The organism is Mesorhizobium sp. B1-1-6 (assembly GCF_006443035.1).
Classification (GTDB): domain Bacteria; phylum Pseudomonadota; class Alphaproteobacteria; order Rhizobiales; family Rhizobiaceae; genus Mesorhizobium.
The window spans coordinates 243,647-260,849 of the sequence record NZ_VFWR01000001.1; the positions used below are offsets into that span (position 1 = coordinate 243,647).

A 17,203-nucleotide genomic window follows, 5' to 3' on the forward strand; every position below is an offset into this window, starting at 1 on the left:
GCGCTATGGAAAATACCGTGCGATCGCGCCTTTCCTGCCTTGCGCGTAAGGCTTCAGCCACTTGTCGTCGATGGACAGCCCATCGTCATCCGAAGGTCCCTTGCCGATGGTCCTGCGCCAGGCGCGGAACTTATAGTGGTCGAACACGTCGAGCATATGCACGGCATAGGCCGCGGCGAAGGTCTTGTCGCCTTCGACGATCACCATGTTCTCGTCATTCTCGTAGGAAGCCTTGTAGCCGAGATTGTGGCTGCCGGTGACGACCGTTGCGTTGTCCTCCATCGGATCGATGATGACGATCTTGTCGTGCACGATGGCATGGCCGACGGTCAGCACCTCCGCCTGGAAATCGCGGGCGATCGTGGCGCCGGTCAGGTTCGCCGCCCGCACGATGGAAACGTTCGGCGCCTCCCAGACCTTCTCCGGATAGACGAAGGGCGACTTGCCGTCCCTGTTTGATTTATGGGTGACCGGATCCTTGGTCGGCGCGACATAATTGGGCATGGCGGTCTCATCGCTGATTGCCCCTTGCACGATCAGCTTCGGATCGGCCCTTGCCGCCGCCACCGCCTGGTCGACGATCGAATTGTCGCCGAGCCGCGAAGGATTGAACACCAGGAACAGCACGGCGCGCTTGGCTGCCTTGATGCGGACGAAGAGGTCCTCGAGATCGACCGGCCGCACCGAGATGTCCTTCTTGTTGCGCTCGGGATCATTGGGCGAGAACCACACCGTCATGCCGTCCAGCGCCGCCGTGGCGCCGTTGAGCGGGTTTGGCCTGTGGTTTTCCCTGCGAAACGGCACGCCTTGCGTCTGCGCGACATGGCCGGCGGCGCTTTCCGTGGCCGGCGGCGGGAACAGGTCGGCCTTCATGCGCTGCCAGTAGGCGTCGAATATCTCGGCCATCGCCGGGTCGTCGCGGATGAAGGCGTTGTTGGATTGCCCGCAAATGCCCGTCGAGGTCCAGTTGGTGCTGCCCGTCATCACCGATTGCGGCTTGCCCTGGGCATCGCGATAGACGGCGAACTTGTTGTGGCCGATATGGTTGTTGTTGAACAGGCGATCCGTCACCGCGACGCCCGCGTCGTGCAGCCGCTTCCTGTAAGGCGCGTTGCCAGCGTCCCAGGCCTTCGTCTGGTCATCCCTGCCCGAGTTGGAAAGAATGACCTCCACGACATCCTTGGCGGCAATGATTGCGTCGCACAGTTCGTCGTCGCCAAGCTCGTAGAGCGCAAGCCTGACCGTGCCGCCTTCGGCCTTGGCCCGCTTCAGCAGGCTGATCAGCACATCAGGCACGTCGCCATGCAGGTAGGCGCGTATCTTGCTGGTCGGATCCTGCAGCACAGCCCTGATCTTGTCGCGCTGCCCGACCTTGATGCCGGCCTCGGCCAGCGCGCGCGACATCCATTGCGTCGACAATACGCCATTGGTGAAGGCGACGCGCGCCTTGCCGAACATCTGGCCGAGGAAGATCGGCGGGCTGACCGCGCCCCGGCCGAGATAGCCCAGCGGCCGCGCTGGGCCGGTATAGGTCTTTTCCGGGCGCACCGGCACGGGATCGAGCCCCGCCTTCATATCGCCGACCGGACGCACCCGGTACGCGATCATTTCGCCGTCTGGCCTGACATCGAGGCTGTCGCGGCGCCGCCGGACAGTGAGATCGCGCCAGAATGTCTTCTGCACCGGCCAGACGCCGGTATCCTGGGGGATCCAATCCTTGTTTCGCTGTCCCTTGAAGGGCACCCAGGAAGCCAGGCAACGCTCCTCGCCGGTGTCGGTATAGAGGCGGACGATCTCGAAGCCCAGGCAGCCCGGGATCATCGCGTCGAGGTCCCAGGAGAGGAACGCGACTTCGTTGTTGGTGGCGGCACGCACTTTGACGACGTCAGGCATGGCTCTCCCTCCGGAGATATTCGACGCACAAGTTTACCAGAAGCAAAAGACGATACTGCAACGAATGGCGCACCCACATCCGCCGGCCTGCCTCGGGACCACGCAGCTGCCGTTCCGGCATGTCGCTTCCCTCGCTCTAGTGGTCGCCGCCTCCGCAATGGCCGGACAGCCGCCGGTCCATTATGCCGCCCACTTTCGCATCGTACGAGGCCCCTCATGACCGCCGCCCTTCAACCCGCCGAACCGGCATTGGCAACCGATCGTGCCCGCCGCGGCGGCCGCGCCGGAAAACGCGCAGGCGGCTCGGCCGCGTTCGAGCAGCCGCCGTTCCGCCAGCTGAAAATCCCGCTCCAGCCGACCAAGCTGGTTTCCGACGACGAGCTGGAATCGATCCACCTGGCCTCGCTGCGGGTGCTGAAGGAGATCGGTGTCGACGTCCTGCATGACGAAGCCCGCCGCATTATGAAGGAACATGGCGCCGACGTGCGCGAAGGCAGCGAGCGCGTGCGCTTCGACAGCGACATGATCCTCGATCTGGTGTCGCACTGCCCACCTGAATTCACTATCCATGCCCGCAACCCCGCGCACAATGTGCGCTTCGGCGGCGACAACCTGATCATCTCGATGATGGCCTCGGCGCCCAATTGCTCGGACATCGATCGTGGCCGCCGGCCCGGCAACCAGCAGGACTATCGCAATTTCCTGCGCCTGGCGCAGATGCACAACATACTGAACTGCACGGGCGGCTATCCGGTCGAGCCGATCGACATCCACCCCTCCGTCCGCCACCTCGAATGCATCCGCGACCTCGCCACGCTGACCGACAAGGTGTTCCACATCTATTCGCTCGGCAAGGAGCGAAATGTCGACGGCATCGAGATCACCCGTATCGCGCGCGGCATCAGCCACGAGCAGCTGCTCGAAGAACCGTCCGTCTTCACCATCATCAACACAAATTCGCCGCTGAAACTCGACGTGCCGATGATGGAAGGCATCATCCAGATGTCTAGCAAGGGCCAGGTCGTCATCGTCACGCCCTTCACCCTGTCGGGCGCCATGGCGCCGGTGACCATTGCCGGCGCGCTGGTGCAGCAGAACGCCGAGGCGTTGTCCGGCATCGCGTTTGCCCAGATGGTCAGAAAGGGCGCGCCGGTCGGTTATGGCGGCTTCACCTCCAATGTCGACATGAAGTCGGGTGCGCCCGCCTTCGGCACGCCCGAATACATGAAGGCGCAGCTCGTCGGCGGCCAGCTCGCCCGCCGCTACAACATCCCCTACCGCACCTCCAACACTTGCGCCGCCAACACGGTCGACGCACAGGCCGCCTATGAAAGCGTGTTCTCGCTGTGGGGCGCCATTCAGGGCGGCGGCAATTTGATGATGCACGCCGCCGGCTGGCTCGAAGGCGGCCTGCGCTGCTCCTACGAGAAGACCATCCTCGACATCGACCTGTTGCAGATGGTGGCGGAATTCTTGACCCCGCTCGACCTGTCCGAACAGGCGCTTGGCTTCGACGCCATCCAGTCGGTCGGCCCCGGCGGCCACTTCTTCGGCACACAGCACACGCAGGACCGCTACAAGACCGCCTTCTACTCGCCGATCCTGTCCGACTGGCGCAATTTCGAGACCTGGGCGGAAGCCGGCTCGCCGACGGCGCTCGAAAAGGCCAACAAGGTGTGGAAGGAGCGGCTGGCCTCCTATGAGGAGCCTTACATGGACCCGGCGATCCGCGAAGAGCTCAACGCCTTCGTCCAGAAACGCCGCGCCGAAGGCGGCGCGCCGACCGATTTTTGATCTGTATTGGCTTCATGAGCAGTCGACCCCCACTCCGTCGAGCTGCGCTCGACACCTCTCCCCCGATCGACGGGGGAGAGGAAGGGCGTGAGCTTGGCCGGGCTGGCTCCCTTCCTCTCCCTCCGGAGGGGGGAGAGGTGGCGCTGCGAAGCAGCGACGGAGTGGGGGAAGCCGCTCGTAAAACCCGCAGTCGCCGAAAGTCAGGCACAACCCAGAGAGCCAGGAAACTCAGGCAAGGCAACAATCAGGCCGAAGCACTGCTTTGGCTCGAACTAAAAGCCCGCAGACTTGGTGGCTACAAGTTCACACGCCAGTTCTCTATCGGACCATACTACGCCGACTTCTGTTGCCGCGAAAAATGGCTGGTCGTCGAGCTCGACGGCTCACAGCACGCCGACAGTTCCTACGACCGCCGCCGCGACGATTTCATGCGCGCCCAAGGCTACTCGATCCTGCGCCTCTCGAAACATCGTACTCCCGTCTGTGAAACCGTCCTTGCCGCGCTCGACGGCAGGCTGACCGAAAACATCGCTGCATCCGACCTCCGCCTTGTTTTCACACCGCACTCACCCGATTCAATCTCTTCAAAAACGGACCTATCTTCATGAAATCCCATGTAAAAGCGGTTGTCATCGGCGGCGGCGTCGTCGGCTGCTCGGTGCTCTATCACCTGGCCAAGGCCGGCTGGACCGACATCATGCTGATCGAGCGTTCGGAGCTCACTTCCGGCTCGTCCTGGCACGCGGCGGGCGGCTTCCATACGCTCAACGGCGACCCCAACGTCGCCAAGCTGCAGGCCTATACCGTGCAGCTCTACAAGGAGATCGAGGAGCTTTCCGGCCAGTCCTGTTCGCTGCACCTGACCGGCGGCGTGATGATGGCCGACTCGCCCGAGCGCATGGACTTCCTGCGGCTTGCCCATGCCAAGGGCCGCTATCTCGGCATGGATACCGAGCTGATCACGCCATCCGAGGCCAAGGCGATGTTCCCGCTGATGGACGAGACGAATTTCGTCGGCGCCATGTGGGATCCGGTCGAAGGCCATCTGGATCCGTCCGGCACGACGATTGCGTACTCGAAAGCGGCGAAGAAACTCGGCGCCGAGATCGTGCTGCGCAACCGCGTCGTCGAACTGACGCAGCAGGTCGACGGCACCTGGAACGTCATCACCGAACAAGGCACGGTTCACGCCGAGCATGTCGTCAACTGCGGCGGCCTGTGGGCGCGCGAGATCGGCCGCATGGTAGGCCTCGAACTGCCGGTGCTCGCCATGGAGCACATGTATCTCTTGACCGAGCCCATGCCGGAGGTCGAGGAATTCAACAAATCGACCGGCCGCGAGATGATCGGCGTCATGGATTTCAAGGGCGAGATCTACACCCGCCAGGAGCGCAACGGCATCCTGCTCGGCACTTACGAAAAGGCGTGCAAGCCATGGTCGCCGGTCAACACGCCCTGGGATTTCGGCCACGAGCTGTTGCAACCCGACCTCGACCGCATCGCGCCGTCGCTGGAGGTCGGCTTCAAGCATTTCCCCGGCATCGAGAAGGCCGGCATCAAGCAGATCATCAACGGTCCCTTCACTTTCGCATTGGATGGCAATCCGCTCGTCGGCCCGGTGCAGGGCCTGACCAACTTCTGGTGCGCCTGCGCCGTCATGGCCGGCTTCAGCCAGGGCGGCGGTGTCGGCCTGGCGCTGTCCAACTGGATGGTGCATGGCGATCCCGGCTTCGACGTCTGGGGCATGGACGTCGCCCGCTTCGGCGAATGGGCGAGCCTGCGCTACACCAACGCCAAGGTGCGCGAGAACTATTCGCGCCGCTTCTCGATCCGCTTCCCCAATGAGGAACTGCCGGCAGCACGCCCGGCGCAGACGACGCCGCTCTACGACACCATGCTCGCCAACAACGCCGTCATGGGCGACTCCTGGGGCCTTGAGACCCCGCTATGGTTCGCGCCGAAGGGCAAGGAGCCCAAGGATATCGTGTCCTTCCACCGCTCCAACGATTTTGGGCCGATCGGCGAGGAAGTGCGCGCCACGCGCGAGCGCGTCGGCGTCACCGAAATCGCCAACTTCGCCAAATACGAAGTCTCCGGACCGGGGGCGGAGGATTTCCTCAACCGGCTGATGACCAACCGCATGCCGAAGGCCGGCCGCATCGTGCTGACCCCGATGATCAACGAATTCGGCAAGCTGATCGGCGACTTCACCATCGCCAAGGCCGCGGAAGACCGCTTCATGATCTGGGGCTCGTCGGCCGCGCAGAAATATCACATGCGCTGGTTCGAAAAGCACCTGCCGAAGGATGGCCCAAGGACGTCAGAGGTGCGCATCCACCGCTTCGACCAGACGCTGGTCGGCCTGTCGATTGCCGGACCGAAGTCGCGGGACCTCCTGCAGAGGCTGGTCGATGTCGATATCTCGACCAAGGCCTTCCGCTTCATGGACTTCCGCGAAATGGCGGTCGGCGGCGCGCCCTGCATGGTCAACCGCATTACCTATACCGGCGACCTCGGTTACGAGATCTGGATGGCACCGGCCTATCAGCGCCTGGTTTACAAGGCGATCAAGGACGCAGGCGAAGAATTCGGGCTGGTCGATTTCGGCATGCGCGCCCTGCTCTCGATGCGCCTGGAAAAGAACTTCCCGACCTGGTTCCGCGAATTGCGGCCGATCTACGGACCGTTCGAAGGCTCGATGGACCGCTTCATCAAGCTGGAGAAGAACGACTTCATCGGCCGCGACGCGGCCGCCAGGGAACGGGCCGAAGGACCGAAGCTGCGCCGCGTGTCCTTTATCGTCGAGGCGGCCGACGCCGACGTGATGGGTGACGAGCCGATCTGGGCCAAGGTCGGCAAGGACTACGGTACGGTGGAAAAGCCGCATGGCTTTGGCGCGCCGCGCTTCGATGCGGCCGGCAAGGAAGTGCGGGGCTCCAAGGCGGCACAAGGCGCATCCGCCGTGCGCGGCATCGTCGACGGCGACTGGCGCGTGGTCGGTTGGGTTACCTCCGGCGGCTATGCCCACTATATCCAGAAGTCGATGGCGCAGGGCTACGTGCCGGCGGCGCTGGCCGAGGATGAAAGTGCCGGCCTGTTCGAGATCGAAATCCTCGGCCATCGCCGTCCGGCCCGCATCAATGTCGAGGCGCCGTTCGACCCGAGCGGCGAGAAGATGCGGAGCTGAGGTTTCGCCATGGACAGCGCGGCGCCAAAGGGGAGCTTCGGCCGCCACCGCAAGATCATGCCGTTTGTGCCGGGCTCGATCGAGGCGCTGCGCGAGGCCTCCCGCCAGAAGGCGGCTGATCTCAACCAGCATGTGCTGGGCTACGGCGCGACAGCCGAAGCGGAATGGGCGGCGGCAGGCATTGCCGCCCCCGACTTGGCCGAAATGCGCAAATACCGGCTGGAACGCATCCGCACCGAGCTGAGGCGCCGGGGCTACGCCGGCGCGCTGCTCTACGATCCCATCAACATCCGCTATGCGACCGATTCCACGAACATGCAGCTTTGGGTGGCGCACAACCCGACACGGCATTGTTTCGTCGCCACCGAAGGGCCGGTGGTGCTGTTCGACTATTTCTCCTGCGAACATCTGTCGGACCATTCCGGCGTCGTCGACGAGGTTCGCCCCGCCGTCTCGTGGATGTATCTGTACAGCGGCGAACTCACCGAGCAGAAGGTCCGCCGCTGGGCGGGCGGGATCGCCGATCTGGTGCGGGAACATGGCGGCGGCAACAGCCGCATCGCGGTCGACCACATCAATCCGGAAGGCGTCGAGGAACTTGCGCGCCGCGGCATTTCCATCGGCAATGGCGAAGCGGTGATGGAGAACGCCCGGCTGGTCAAATCCCCGGACGAGATCCTTGCCATGCGCCGCGCCATCCTCGCCTGCGAGGCGGCAATGGGCGAGATGGAACAGGCGCTGAAGCCCGGCATCACTGAGAATGAATTATGGGCCGAACTGCACCGCGGCAACATTGCCCGCGGCGGCGAATGGATCGAGACGCGGCTGTTGGCATCCGGCCCGCGCACCAACCCCTGGTTCCAGGAATGCTCCTCGCGCCTCATCGAGGCGGGCGATCTCGTCGCCTTCGACACCGACCTGATCGGCCCCTACGGCTTCTGCGCCGACCTGTCGCGCACCTGGCTGTGCGGGGATGTGAAGCCAACCGACGAACAGCGCGATCTTTTCCGCATCGCCGCCGACCAGATCGCGCACAACACCGAATTGATACAGCCGGGCACCGCCTTCCGCGACCTTGTCGACCGCTCGGCGGTGCCGCCCGGCGACTGTTTCCCGACCCGCTATGGTGTGCTCTACCATGGCGTCGGGCTGGCCGACGAATACCCCACCTTGCCGCATGCCGACGACTGGACATCGGACACGCCCGACGGCGTGATCGAGCCAGGCATGGTGCTGTGCGTGGAGAGCTATATCGGCAGGCTCGGCGGGCGCGAGGGTGTCAAGATCGAGGAACAGATCCTGGTCACCGGCACCGGCAACGAAAAGCTTTCAACCTATCCGCTGGATGCGAGGCTGCTCGGCTAAGCCGGCAAGGGCCTCGCGCATCGCGGCAACCGTTTTTTCCGGCGTCGCTTTCGCGGTGATGAAGGGCAGGCCCTTGCGCAGGCCCGTCCAGCCGACGACCTTCACCTGGCTGGCCGCCGGCTCGAAGCGCTGCGCCAGCGCCCAGCTCTCGCAGTCGATCGCCGCGACATCGGCCCTGCCCTCGGCCACGGCGACGATCGAAGCGCGATGTCCGCCGCTTTCGCTGCGCGAGGAAAACACATCAAGGCTTTCGCCCAACGCCTCCAGGTCGCGCGTCGGCGCGATGATACCGGACATGGAATCGAGGCTGTTGAAGGTGAAGCGCTTGCCCCGGATCAGATCGAGCGGGATGACGGGCCTGCCATTGCCAGGCGCAGGCACCGACGCCTTGCCGTCCGCCCGCATCACCAGCGCGCTCGAATAAAGCTCGCCCTGGCCGCCTTCGTAGACGTCATAGCTCGGCTGGCCGACAACCTGCACATGGCTGGCCAGGCCAAGCTCCATTGGCCCCCAGCAAGTCTGCGCGAACAGCAGTGCGGGATGCAGCCAGAGCTGGTGAAAATCGAGCGCGTCCGGCGGCAATGTCGCGGGGTCGGGCGCGATCAGAACGCCGGTGGCACTATGAATGCCGCCCGGCACCGGCGGCAGATCGCCGTTGCGGCGAATGACGGTCTCCGGCGCATGGATTATCCCCCCTTGACGGAAGGCGTCGCGCAGCAGTGCCCATTGGGCGTCGACCTCGCGGCGCACTTCCGGCCAGTCATACATCGGCAGCGCTGCAACGAATTCGCTCATGCCGGGATCTGACCATTAAATCTGGAGAGAGGTTCACAAAAACGCGGCGTCGGATTTGAGATAGCCGACACCGTCCGTCGTGTCGCGGGCTTCATTCCTTGGGCGGCTCGGCCGGGACTGGCGCGGTGCCGAGCCCGCTGATGTTGCGCGCCCTGACGCGCGGCTTGAACGCCCTGCCCGGCTCCGGCTGGCGCCGCAACACCGGATGCACGATCGGCTCCTTGGCCTTGAAAGCATAGGACCTGATCAGCGCGAAATAGCTGGGATAGGCATAGCCATTGTTCATCCGCAGCCATTCCTCGCGACGTTCACGAAACAGCTGGGGCAGTCTGTACCAGGCCACCGTCGGGGTCTTGTGGTGGACGAAGTGCAAATTGTTGTTGAGGAACAGGAACGACAGCGGCGAGCGCTCGATGATCACCGTGCGGCCTTCGGGATGCTCGGACCATTGATGCTCGGCAAAGGTGCGGATCGCGATCAGCGACTGGCCGAGCCACACCGGCAGAATATAGAGCCAAAGCGGAATGCCGAAGCCGAACTGCACGATCGGCGCCACGACGGCGAGGCCGATCGCATGCAGCAGCCAGGCTTTGCGGATGGCCTTGTCGCCGGCCATCATATGTTTGGCGTCGTCGATGAAGAAGCCGATGCAGGACAGCCAGGGACCGAGGAAGAACCGGCCGGCCATGGTGTTGTTGATCCTGAGCAGGAATTTCATCGTCGGCGGCAGTTCATCATGCTGCCACAGCGCCTGATAGTAGCTTTCCGGATCGTCGAGCGGATCGGTCAGGCGCTCGTCGGCATGGTGGCGCAGATGAAGCGTCTTGAAGCGGCGGAACGGCCAGACCAGACCGATCGGCAGGAAGACGAAAGCCTCGTTGATCAGGGCATTGCGCGTCGGATGGCCGTGCAGCACTTCGTGCATGATCGACGACTGAAGTGCCAGGATGAAACCGAGGAGAGCGAGCGCGAAGATCGGATAGGACGGCCAGAGCAGTAGACCGGTGGCGAGCCATGCTCCGTAACAGAAGAAAGCGAGGGCTGCGGTTGGCCACTCGATGGCCGGTGTATTGCGTCGCCTTATGCTCTTGCCAGTCATGCTATCGACCACTGCCCCTCAGTCGCCGGAACCCCAGCGGCTCCTGACAGCATAGTGTCAGGAGAAACGATTCCACTCAACGAGACAAAGTGTACAAAATGTTGCGATTGCGCATTTTCAACCGCACATGTTACAGATTGTAAACAGACCCAGGGATTCATTTACGCCTGGAGCGCCTCGTCAGGACGTCTCGGCGAAAATTTTTCCTCATGATTCGGAGACTTGGAAGATGGACAAACGAGATCTGTCAGCAATCTTTCGGGAGCGCCTCAAGTTGCTCCTGACAAGGTCCGACCTCAACCAGTCCGCCTTCGCCACCGCCGTCGGCATCGATCGGTCGGCGCTGTCACAGCTGATGTCCGGCGCGTCGACGCGCCTGCCGCGGGCCGAAACGCTGCTCAACATCGCGGCCGAGTTCAAAGTGTCGCTGGATTGGCTGCTCGGCCTCAGCCAGGACGAGGGCGTCACCGGTGAAATCCGCGAAAGCCTGGAGATCGAGGAAGCCCCCGACGGTTTCGACCGCACGCTTCTGGCCAGATGGTTCGCCGAGGCCGCAGGCACCAAGATCCGCTATGTGCCGGCCGGCATCCCCGATCTTCTGCGGACGCACGCGCTGGTCGACTATGAGGCAAACATCACCAACAGGAGCAGGCTCGCACAGGCCAGCGAGACCCAATACCGCATCGAATACAACCGGCGCCCAGAGACCGACATGGAAGTCTGCATGCCGCGACACACGCTGGAGATTTTCGCACGCGGCCTCGGCGTCTGGGACCGCTTTCCGGAGGCCGACCGTCGGCAGCAACTCGCCCATATGGCGACGCTGCTTGACGATCTCTATCCGACTTTCCGGCTGTTTCTCTACGACGGCCGCATGCGCTATTCGATCCCGCTCACCATCTTCGGACCTTACCGCGCCGCCATCTATGTCGGCGACATGTACGTCGTGCTGAATGCCACCCAGCCGGTCCAGGCCTTGACCCGGCATTTCGACAATCTGATCCGGGCCGCCGACGTCAACCCGCATGAGGCAGCAAGCTTCGCGCGCAATCTGGCTGGCCTGTCGTTTCCATCAGGTTCCGCATGACAGCGGCACCCGTAACCGCGCCCTTCAACTGCGACTCCGCCGTCGCTATTTCATTGACTGGACATAAAGACTTCTTTATATCCTTATTCGACTTCAGAATGTGAAAGCCAATCCGATGACGACGACCAACCCGATCGACGCGCTGCTGGCGCAAAAAGGCGTGCTTTTGGCCGACGGCGCCACGGGCACCAATTTGTTCGCAATGGGTCTGGAGGCTGGCGAGGCGCCTGAGTTGCTGAACGAGACCGCGCCCGACACCATCACCCGCCTGCACCAGAATTTCGTCGACGCCGGCGCCGACATCATCCTGACCAATTCGTTCGGCGGCACCCGTCACCGGCTGAAGCTGCATCATGCGCAGGACCGCGTGCACGCCCTGAACAAGCGCGCCGCCGAGATCGCCCGCGCGGTCGCCGACAAGGCCGGCCGCAAGGTGATCGTTGCCGGCTCCGTTGGCCCGACTGGTGAGTTGCTGGTGCCGCTTGGCGCCATGACCTATGACGAGGCGGTAGACGCCTTCGCCGAGCAGATCGAAGGCCTCAAGGAGGGCGGCGCCGAGGTCGCCTGGATCGAGACCATGTCGGCGCCCGACGAGATCCGTGCCGCCGCCCAAGCGGCGATCCGCGTCGGCCTGCCCTATACCTATACCGGGTCTTTCGACACAGCCGGCCGCACCATGATGGGCCTGCTGCCGAAGGACATACACGGCGTCGCCGACGGCTTGTCGCAAGCCCCTCTCGGCGTCGGCGCCAATTGCGGCGTCGGCGCTTCCGACATCCTCGCCTCGCTGCTCGACATGACGCAGGCGAAGCCGGAGGCAACCGTGATCGTCAAGGGCAATTGCGGCATTCCCGAATTCCGCGGCACCGAGATCCACTATTCCGGCACGCCCGAACTGATGGCCGACTATGTGCGCCTTGCTGTCGACGGCGGCGCGAAAATCATCGGCGGCTGCTGCGGCACCTCGTTCCAGCACCTGGCCGCCATGCGCAAGGCGCTCGACGCCCACACCAAGGCGGATCGTCCGACCGTCGAGACGATCGTCGAGCGCATCGGTCCGATGCGCAACAAGGTGGCCACGGCGAACACCGCCGAGACCAGTGAGGCCCGACGCGAGCGTCGTCGCAGCCGGGCCTGAAGCCACCGCTTTCTAATTATTCGCTGTTGTCGGCGTAGCTCGACTGCGCCGATTTAAGATCGACGACATTGGCGCCGCGCATCGTCATCAGCGCTCCGGATGAAACCGGATCGGTGATCTGCTCCAGCATAATGCGGAAACGGTCGTTGGTCAGAGCCGACATGGCGGTGTGGCGCGCCTGCGCGACATCGTCGCCGATGCGCCTGGATTCGGCTGATTGGGCGGCCGCCGAAGCGTCCCGTGCCGGCGGTGTCGAGTTGGCGGTAGTCCTGATCTGCAATTCCGGCTCCCTCAGCCCCACACACCTATCCGGCGTAACAAGAGGAAATTGCGATCCGGTACCGGAAATGCCGCGCAATTTAACGATCGCAAATTCCCGCAAAAAACGGGCCGGCAGGGAATGCCCCCTCGCCGGCCTCGCCTCACCCGCCCGTGGCCGGTTTTCCCATCAGAACGACCCCATCTGGAAGAAACCGACCGTCATCAACATCAGCGGTTGCCGCCCAGCGCCGAGGCAAGGCGCACAAGCGAGAGGAACTCGGACCTGTACCCAAACGGGTCGGCTCCCCGGGCGGCTGTGGCGATCTCCAAGATCTTGTCGTAGCCGAACTTCGCCGTTGCATCCTCCTCGCGCAGCTTCTGGCCGAACGCCGCGACGGCGACGGAGAAACGCTGGTCGGCGCCGGCCTGGTCGAAGGATGCCACCTCGTTGGCTGACGTCACCGGCGTGGTGATCAGCTTCGAGACGTCCTCGTTGGGCAGCTTGTAGCGTATCTTGACGAAGGCGTATTCGTCCGCATTGGCGACGCCACCATTGTTCATCGCGGCCTGGCCATAGCGCAGCGGATCGATCCGTTCGCCGCCGCTGCCCTTGGGCGTGATCTCGTAGATTGCGGTGACCGAATGGCCCGAGCCGATCTCGCCGGCATCGACCCGGTCATTGTTGAAATCCTCGCGGTTCAAGGCGCGGGTCTCATAGCCGATCAGCCTATATTCCGAGACCTTGGCGGGATTGAACTCGACCTGGATCTTCACGTCCTTGGCGATGGGGAACAGCGTCGAGGAGGCATCCTCCACCAGCACCTTTTCCGCCTCGGCCAGCGTGTCGATATAGGCGGCGGTGCCATTGCCGTTCTGGGCGATGGTCTGCATCATCTCGTCGTTGAGATTGCCGCGGCCGAAGCCGAACACCGACAAGAAGACGCCGCTCTTGCGCTCTTGTTCGATCAGGCGCTTGAGATCGTCGTCGTCGCTCTGGCCGACATTGAAGTCGCCGTCGGTGGCGAGCATCACGCGGTTGACCCCGTCCTTGATGAAGGACTGCTCGGCCAACTTGTAGGCCTCCTTGATGCCGGCCTCGCCGGCCGTCGAGCCACCCGGCTGCAAATTGTCGATGGCGTTGAGGATCTTGTCCTTCTCGGCAACCTTTGTCGGCATCAGCACCGTGCCGGCATCGCCGGCATAGGTGACGATCGAGATGGTGTCGTCGGCCTTCAGCTTGCTGACCAGCAGCCGGAATGCCGCCTTGAGCAGCGGCAATTTATCCGGTTCGTCCATCGAGCCCGAGACGTCGATCAGGAACACCAGATTGGCCTTGGGCTGCTCGGCCGGCTTGACGTCGAAACCCTTGATGGCGACATGCATCAGCTTGCTGTGCGCGTTCCACGGCGTCGGCATGACGCTGACGGTCGAATTGAACGGCGTCGACGCCGCATCCGGCCCCTTCCAGTCATAGGGGAAGTAGTTGATCATCTCCTCGACCCGCACCGTGTCGGCCTGCGGCAGGAAGCCCTCCTTCAGCGAACGGCGCACGAAGGAATAGGAGGCGGTGTCGACGTCGATCGAAAAGGTCGAGACCGGGTCCTCGAGTGCCGAATGTACCGGATTGGTCTTAAAATCCTGGACGCGATCGCGGTTTTCCTCCTGTGGTGCGATCTGGTCCGCCGGCGCCATGGCGGGCTGCTGCGGTGCTATCATTTTGGACATGCGTGCGGCTCGCGACGTGCTGGGCGCGGCAGTGCTATCCAGGGCGAACTCGCCCGTTGGCGCAGGTGGCGCAGGTTCCGCCGGCGCAACCTGTTCCTGCGCATTCTGCGGCGCCAGGCCTCCAGCAACGGCCGATTCGGATTTGCTCGGCGCCGCCAAGGCCTCCGTTTCGTCGCGGCTTTCCGCGTCGGTCTTCTTGTCTTTCTCAGGCGCGCTCGTTGCGAGCGGTTTGTCGATCGCCTGATCGCCCGTGGCCTGTTTAGCCAGCGGCTTCACCGTGGCGGGCTTGTCGGCCAGCGTCTCGGTGATCTTTTCGCCGCCGCCGAAAGTGGACGGCTGTTCCCTCAGCATATGGAAAGTGGCGTATCCGGCAATCGGCAGGGCGACGAGCCCGGCAATAGCCGGCGTGGCAATGAGTTTCTTTTGCATGATTTCGCTCCAGAGCTTTCGTGCTCGCTCTGTGAGACGAAGACCGCCGACCGATCCTTGGCTGACAGCGGAAATATTTTCCTCATCATAGGCGCGCATGGCGGCCTCGAAGGCGCGCGCCTTCGCGCTCTCGCCGGGAGCCGGGATCACTATGTCGCGCAGCCTCTTGAGTTCGTTCTCGTCGACCATGGTCACACTTCCCCGGCTGAACGCATGAGCGTCTTCAGCCGTTTCTTCGCTTCATGGATGTGCCAGGAAGCAGTCGTCTCCGAGATCGCCATCGCCTCGGCGGCGGCCGCGTGGCTCAAGCCCTCGCCATAGACCAGCAGCACGGCGTCGCGCTGCTTGTCCGGCAGTCGCCGCACCGCGGCCCACAGCGCCTCGGCAAGATCCTCGTTCTCGGCCGGAGCCTCGCCCGAAATCAGCGCATGAACGCCATAGGCTTCGGTCTTGACCGTCTCGCGGGCGCTCTTGCGCATCATGTCGCGCGCGGCGTTCAGCGTCATGGCGTAGAGCCAGGTGGTGAAGGCGCTGCCGCCGCGATAGCCGCGGATCGCCTTGCCGAGCCGGACGCAGACTTCCTGGGCGATGTCTTCGGCATCCGCCTTCCGGCCGCACCAGCGATAGGCGGCGCGATAGACGAAGTCATAGTGCCTTTCGAGCAAGGTGCCGAAAGCCCCCCTGTCCCCGCCCTTCGCCCGCCCGATCAGTTCGGCGTCGGAGGCTTCGCTCTCATCCAGCATCATCGCCATCATTTGCCTGTTGGACGAAGGCTAATGGCCAATCCTTGGGGTGAGGGAAAGATTTTTTTACTGGTACCTCTTCCTTCTCCCCGTTCTACGGGGAAGGTGCCCGAAGGGCGGATGAGGGGCGCCGCCGACCTCTCGAAGATTGGCTTTACCCGAGCGTCTCGGAAAACAGGGTGATCAACCGGTTCCAATGCCGCTCGGCGCCATCTTCGTTGTAGACGCTGTGGTCCGGCACGCACCAGCCATGCGCCATGCCGACATAATTCTCCAGCACGTAATCGACTTCCGCCGCCCTGAACGCCTCGGCCAGCCGCGCTGATTGTTCGGGCGGAAAACTCCTGTCGACGCCGGCCATGCCGACATGGACGCGTGCCTTGACCGACCCCGCCTTGCGGTGCGGACTGTCGGCCGCGTCGCTGGCGAGATTGCCGCCGTGGAAACTGGCCGCCGCCCTGATGCGATCCGGATAGGAGGCGGCTGCGTTCAGCGCCCGCGCGCCGCCCATGCAATAGCCGACAACGCCGATCGGCCCGGTGACGCCTTCGGCAGCGAGTGCGTCGAGGAAGGCGCCGCTGTCGGCAATCGTCATCTCCTGCGTCGTGGCGCTGATCAGCGCCATCAGCGGCACCTTGGTTCTCTCCTCGACGAAGGCGGTCTTGGCATCGAAAGGACCGTAGGGCGCGTTGCGATAGAAGAGATCGGGCACCAGCACCGGATAGCCCTCGTCCGCCAGCCGCTCGGCCATGCCGTCGAGCGCGGGGCGCGGGCCGAAGGCATCCATATAGAGGATGACGCCGGCCTTGGCCGGGGAAGCGTTGGCCGGGCGGAACAGCCCCGCCCTCGCCGTGCCGTCCCTGGTCTTGATCTGAAGGTCCTGTTTCGGCATCGCCAGCTCCGTTCGGTTGCTGGGCGATACATATCCGGGCAGGCCGACAGGGCAAGCTGTTGCCTGATTTTGGCAGTCAACATTTCGTGCGGCAGCGCGACGAGCTTACCGGCCCGCGAACGCTGCCATGTGGAAGGCCTGCACCTCTGAGGGGTAGCGATAGGCTGTGCCATAGGGACAGGCGTTGCGGTCAAGGCAGCCGCCGTCACAACAGGGGTCGCCACTCGGCCCGCGCACATGCGCCAGGCAGGCCTGGTAGGCGAAGCCTTGGATGGAATAGGCATCGACCGGACAGGATTTCAGGCACGGTTTGTCGACACAGGTGTCGCAAAGATGGACCGCCTCGCGAGCCTCCGGGAGCGCGATCTCGTCCTCGAACAGCAGCGCGCCGCGATAGGCATGCCAAAGCCCATATCGCGGATGCATGAGGATGCCGAGCGGTGACGGCTTCAGGCCCTCGGCCCGCATCGCCCATCGCTGGAACGGCAGATAGGGCTTGTCGGACGGCGACACGGCGCGTGCGCCGAATTCTTCCGCGACCGCGCCTATGACCTGCCGGGACCAGGTGTCGAGCGGATTGGCGATTGCTCGCGGCTGCTTTTCACGCCAGCGCAGAAAATGCGGCCAGGGTGCTGCCCCCGCCTGTCCCACCAGCAGCGCCGACCTGGTTGGTGCACCGGAGCGGCCACAAGGCGCCGCCTCGCCGTCCCCAAAGGTGAAGCCGCCACGCAGGATGAGGCCGTCGGCGCCAAGCGCGGCCGCAATCTCCTCCATCCTGCCGCGCGAAGGAATCAT

Annotated in this window: 14 protein-coding genes; 6 read left to right on the forward strand and 8 right to left on the reverse strand. The window is 63.8% G+C overall.

All coding sequences use genetic code 11. From position 1 onward, the window contains the following. Positions 1 to 3: 3 nt before the first annotated feature. A complete protein-coding gene (locus FJ979_RS01180; protein ID WP_140579805.1) occupies positions 4 to 1,893 on the reverse strand; it encodes a phospholipase D-like domain-containing protein in 1,890 nt (629 codons plus the stop codon). Between the two features lie 216 nt (positions 1,894 to 2,109). Here FJ979_RS01180 and FJ979_RS01185 point away from each other — a divergent pair, with 216 nt between their 5' ends. The 4 genes from FJ979_RS01185 (at position 2,110) to FJ979_RS01200 (ending at position 8,239) form a co-directional block, all read left to right on the forward strand. Continuing rightward, complete coding sequence (locus FJ979_RS01185) at positions 2,110 to 3,687, forward strand: trimethylamine methyltransferase family protein (protein ID WP_140495671.1); 1,578 nt, start codon at positions 2,110 to 2,112, stop codon at positions 3,685 to 3,687. A 137-nt stretch (positions 3,688 to 3,824) separates the two neighbouring features. Next, a complete protein-coding gene (locus FJ979_RS01190) occupies positions 3,825 to 4,295 on the forward strand; it encodes a DUF559 domain-containing protein (protein ID WP_140517272.1) in 471 nt (156 codons plus the stop codon). Next, the gene (locus FJ979_RS01195; RefSeq protein WP_140579806.1) at positions 4,292 to 6,874 is read left to right on the forward strand and encodes an FAD-dependent oxidoreductase; all 2,583 of its coding nucleotides are present in this window, start codon (positions 4,292 to 4,294) and stop codon (positions 6,872 to 6,874) included. The genes FJ979_RS01190 and FJ979_RS01195 overlap by 4 nt, the downstream gene beginning before the upstream one ends. A gap of 9 nt (positions 6,875 to 6,883) precedes the next feature. Beyond that, positions 6,884 to 8,239 (forward strand): Xaa-Pro peptidase family protein, encoded by a 1,356-nt coding sequence (locus tag FJ979_RS01200; RefSeq protein WP_140579807.1) that lies wholly within the window; start codon positions 6,884 to 6,886, stop codon positions 8,237 to 8,239. Here FJ979_RS01200 and FJ979_RS01205 read toward each other — a convergent pair. Both FJ979_RS01205 and FJ979_RS01210 read right to left on the reverse strand, forming a co-directional pair. Beyond that, positions 8,204 to 9,034 carry a PhnD/SsuA/transferrin family substrate-binding protein gene (locus tag FJ979_RS01205; protein ID WP_140579808.1) on the reverse strand — a complete coding sequence of 277 codons (831 nt, stop codon included), beginning with the start codon at positions 9,032 to 9,034 and terminating at the stop codon, positions 8,204 to 8,206. The genes FJ979_RS01200 and FJ979_RS01205 overlap by 36 nt on opposite strands. 91 nt (positions 9,035 to 9,125) lie before the next feature. Then, complete coding sequence (locus FJ979_RS01210) at positions 9,126 to 10,133, reverse strand: fatty acid desaturase (protein WP_140579809.1); 1,008 nt, start codon at positions 10,131 to 10,133, stop codon at positions 9,126 to 9,128. 229 nt (positions 10,134 to 10,362) lie between these two features. Here FJ979_RS01210 and FJ979_RS01215 point away from each other — a divergent pair, with 229 nt between their 5' ends. Together FJ979_RS01215 and bmt are read left to right on the forward strand one after the other, a co-directional pair. Then, positions 10,363 to 11,220 (forward strand): helix-turn-helix transcriptional regulator, encoded by an 858-nt coding sequence (locus FJ979_RS01215; protein WP_140495665.1) that lies wholly within the window; start codon positions 10,363 to 10,365, stop codon positions 11,218 to 11,220. A 115-nt stretch (positions 11,221 to 11,335) separates the two neighbouring features. Continuing rightward, the gene (gene bmt / locus FJ979_RS01220) at positions 11,336 to 12,358 is read left to right on the forward strand and encodes a betaine--homocysteine S-methyltransferase (protein WP_181165301.1); all 1,023 of its coding nucleotides are present in this window, start codon (positions 11,336 to 11,338) and stop codon (positions 12,356 to 12,358) included. A gap of 16 nt (positions 12,359 to 12,374) precedes the next feature. Here the strand turns inward: bmt and FJ979_RS32385 are convergent, their stop codons facing one another. From FJ979_RS32385 to FJ979_RS01245, 5 genes are all read right to left on the reverse strand, one after another. Beyond that, positions 12,375 to 12,638: a hypothetical protein gene (locus tag FJ979_RS32385; protein WP_181165302.1), complete on the reverse strand. Its 264-nt coding sequence runs from the start codon at positions 12,636 to 12,638 to the stop codon at positions 12,375 to 12,377. 209 nt (positions 12,639 to 12,847) lie between these two features. Then, positions 12,848 to 14,962, reverse strand: coding sequence for a VWA domain-containing protein (locus FJ979_RS01230; RefSeq protein ID WP_140579811.1), 2,115 nt, complete (start codon positions 14,960 to 14,962; stop codon positions 12,848 to 12,850). Between the two features lie 2 nt (positions 14,963 to 14,964). Then, on the reverse strand, positions 14,965 to 15,525 hold the full coding sequence (locus FJ979_RS01235; RefSeq protein ID WP_140579812.1) for an RNA polymerase sigma factor: 561 nt from the start codon (positions 15,523 to 15,525) through the stop codon (positions 14,965 to 14,967). A 145-nt stretch (positions 15,526 to 15,670) separates the two neighbouring features. Beyond that, positions 15,671 to 16,408 (reverse strand): dienelactone hydrolase family protein, encoded by a 738-nt coding sequence (locus tag FJ979_RS01240; protein ID WP_140579813.1) that lies wholly within the window; start codon positions 16,406 to 16,408, stop codon positions 15,671 to 15,673. A gap of 105 nt (positions 16,409 to 16,513) precedes the next feature. Beyond that, complete coding sequence (locus tag FJ979_RS01245) at positions 16,514 to 17,203, reverse strand: 4Fe-4S dicluster domain-containing protein (protein ID WP_140579814.1); 690 nt, start codon at positions 17,201 to 17,203, stop codon at positions 16,514 to 16,516.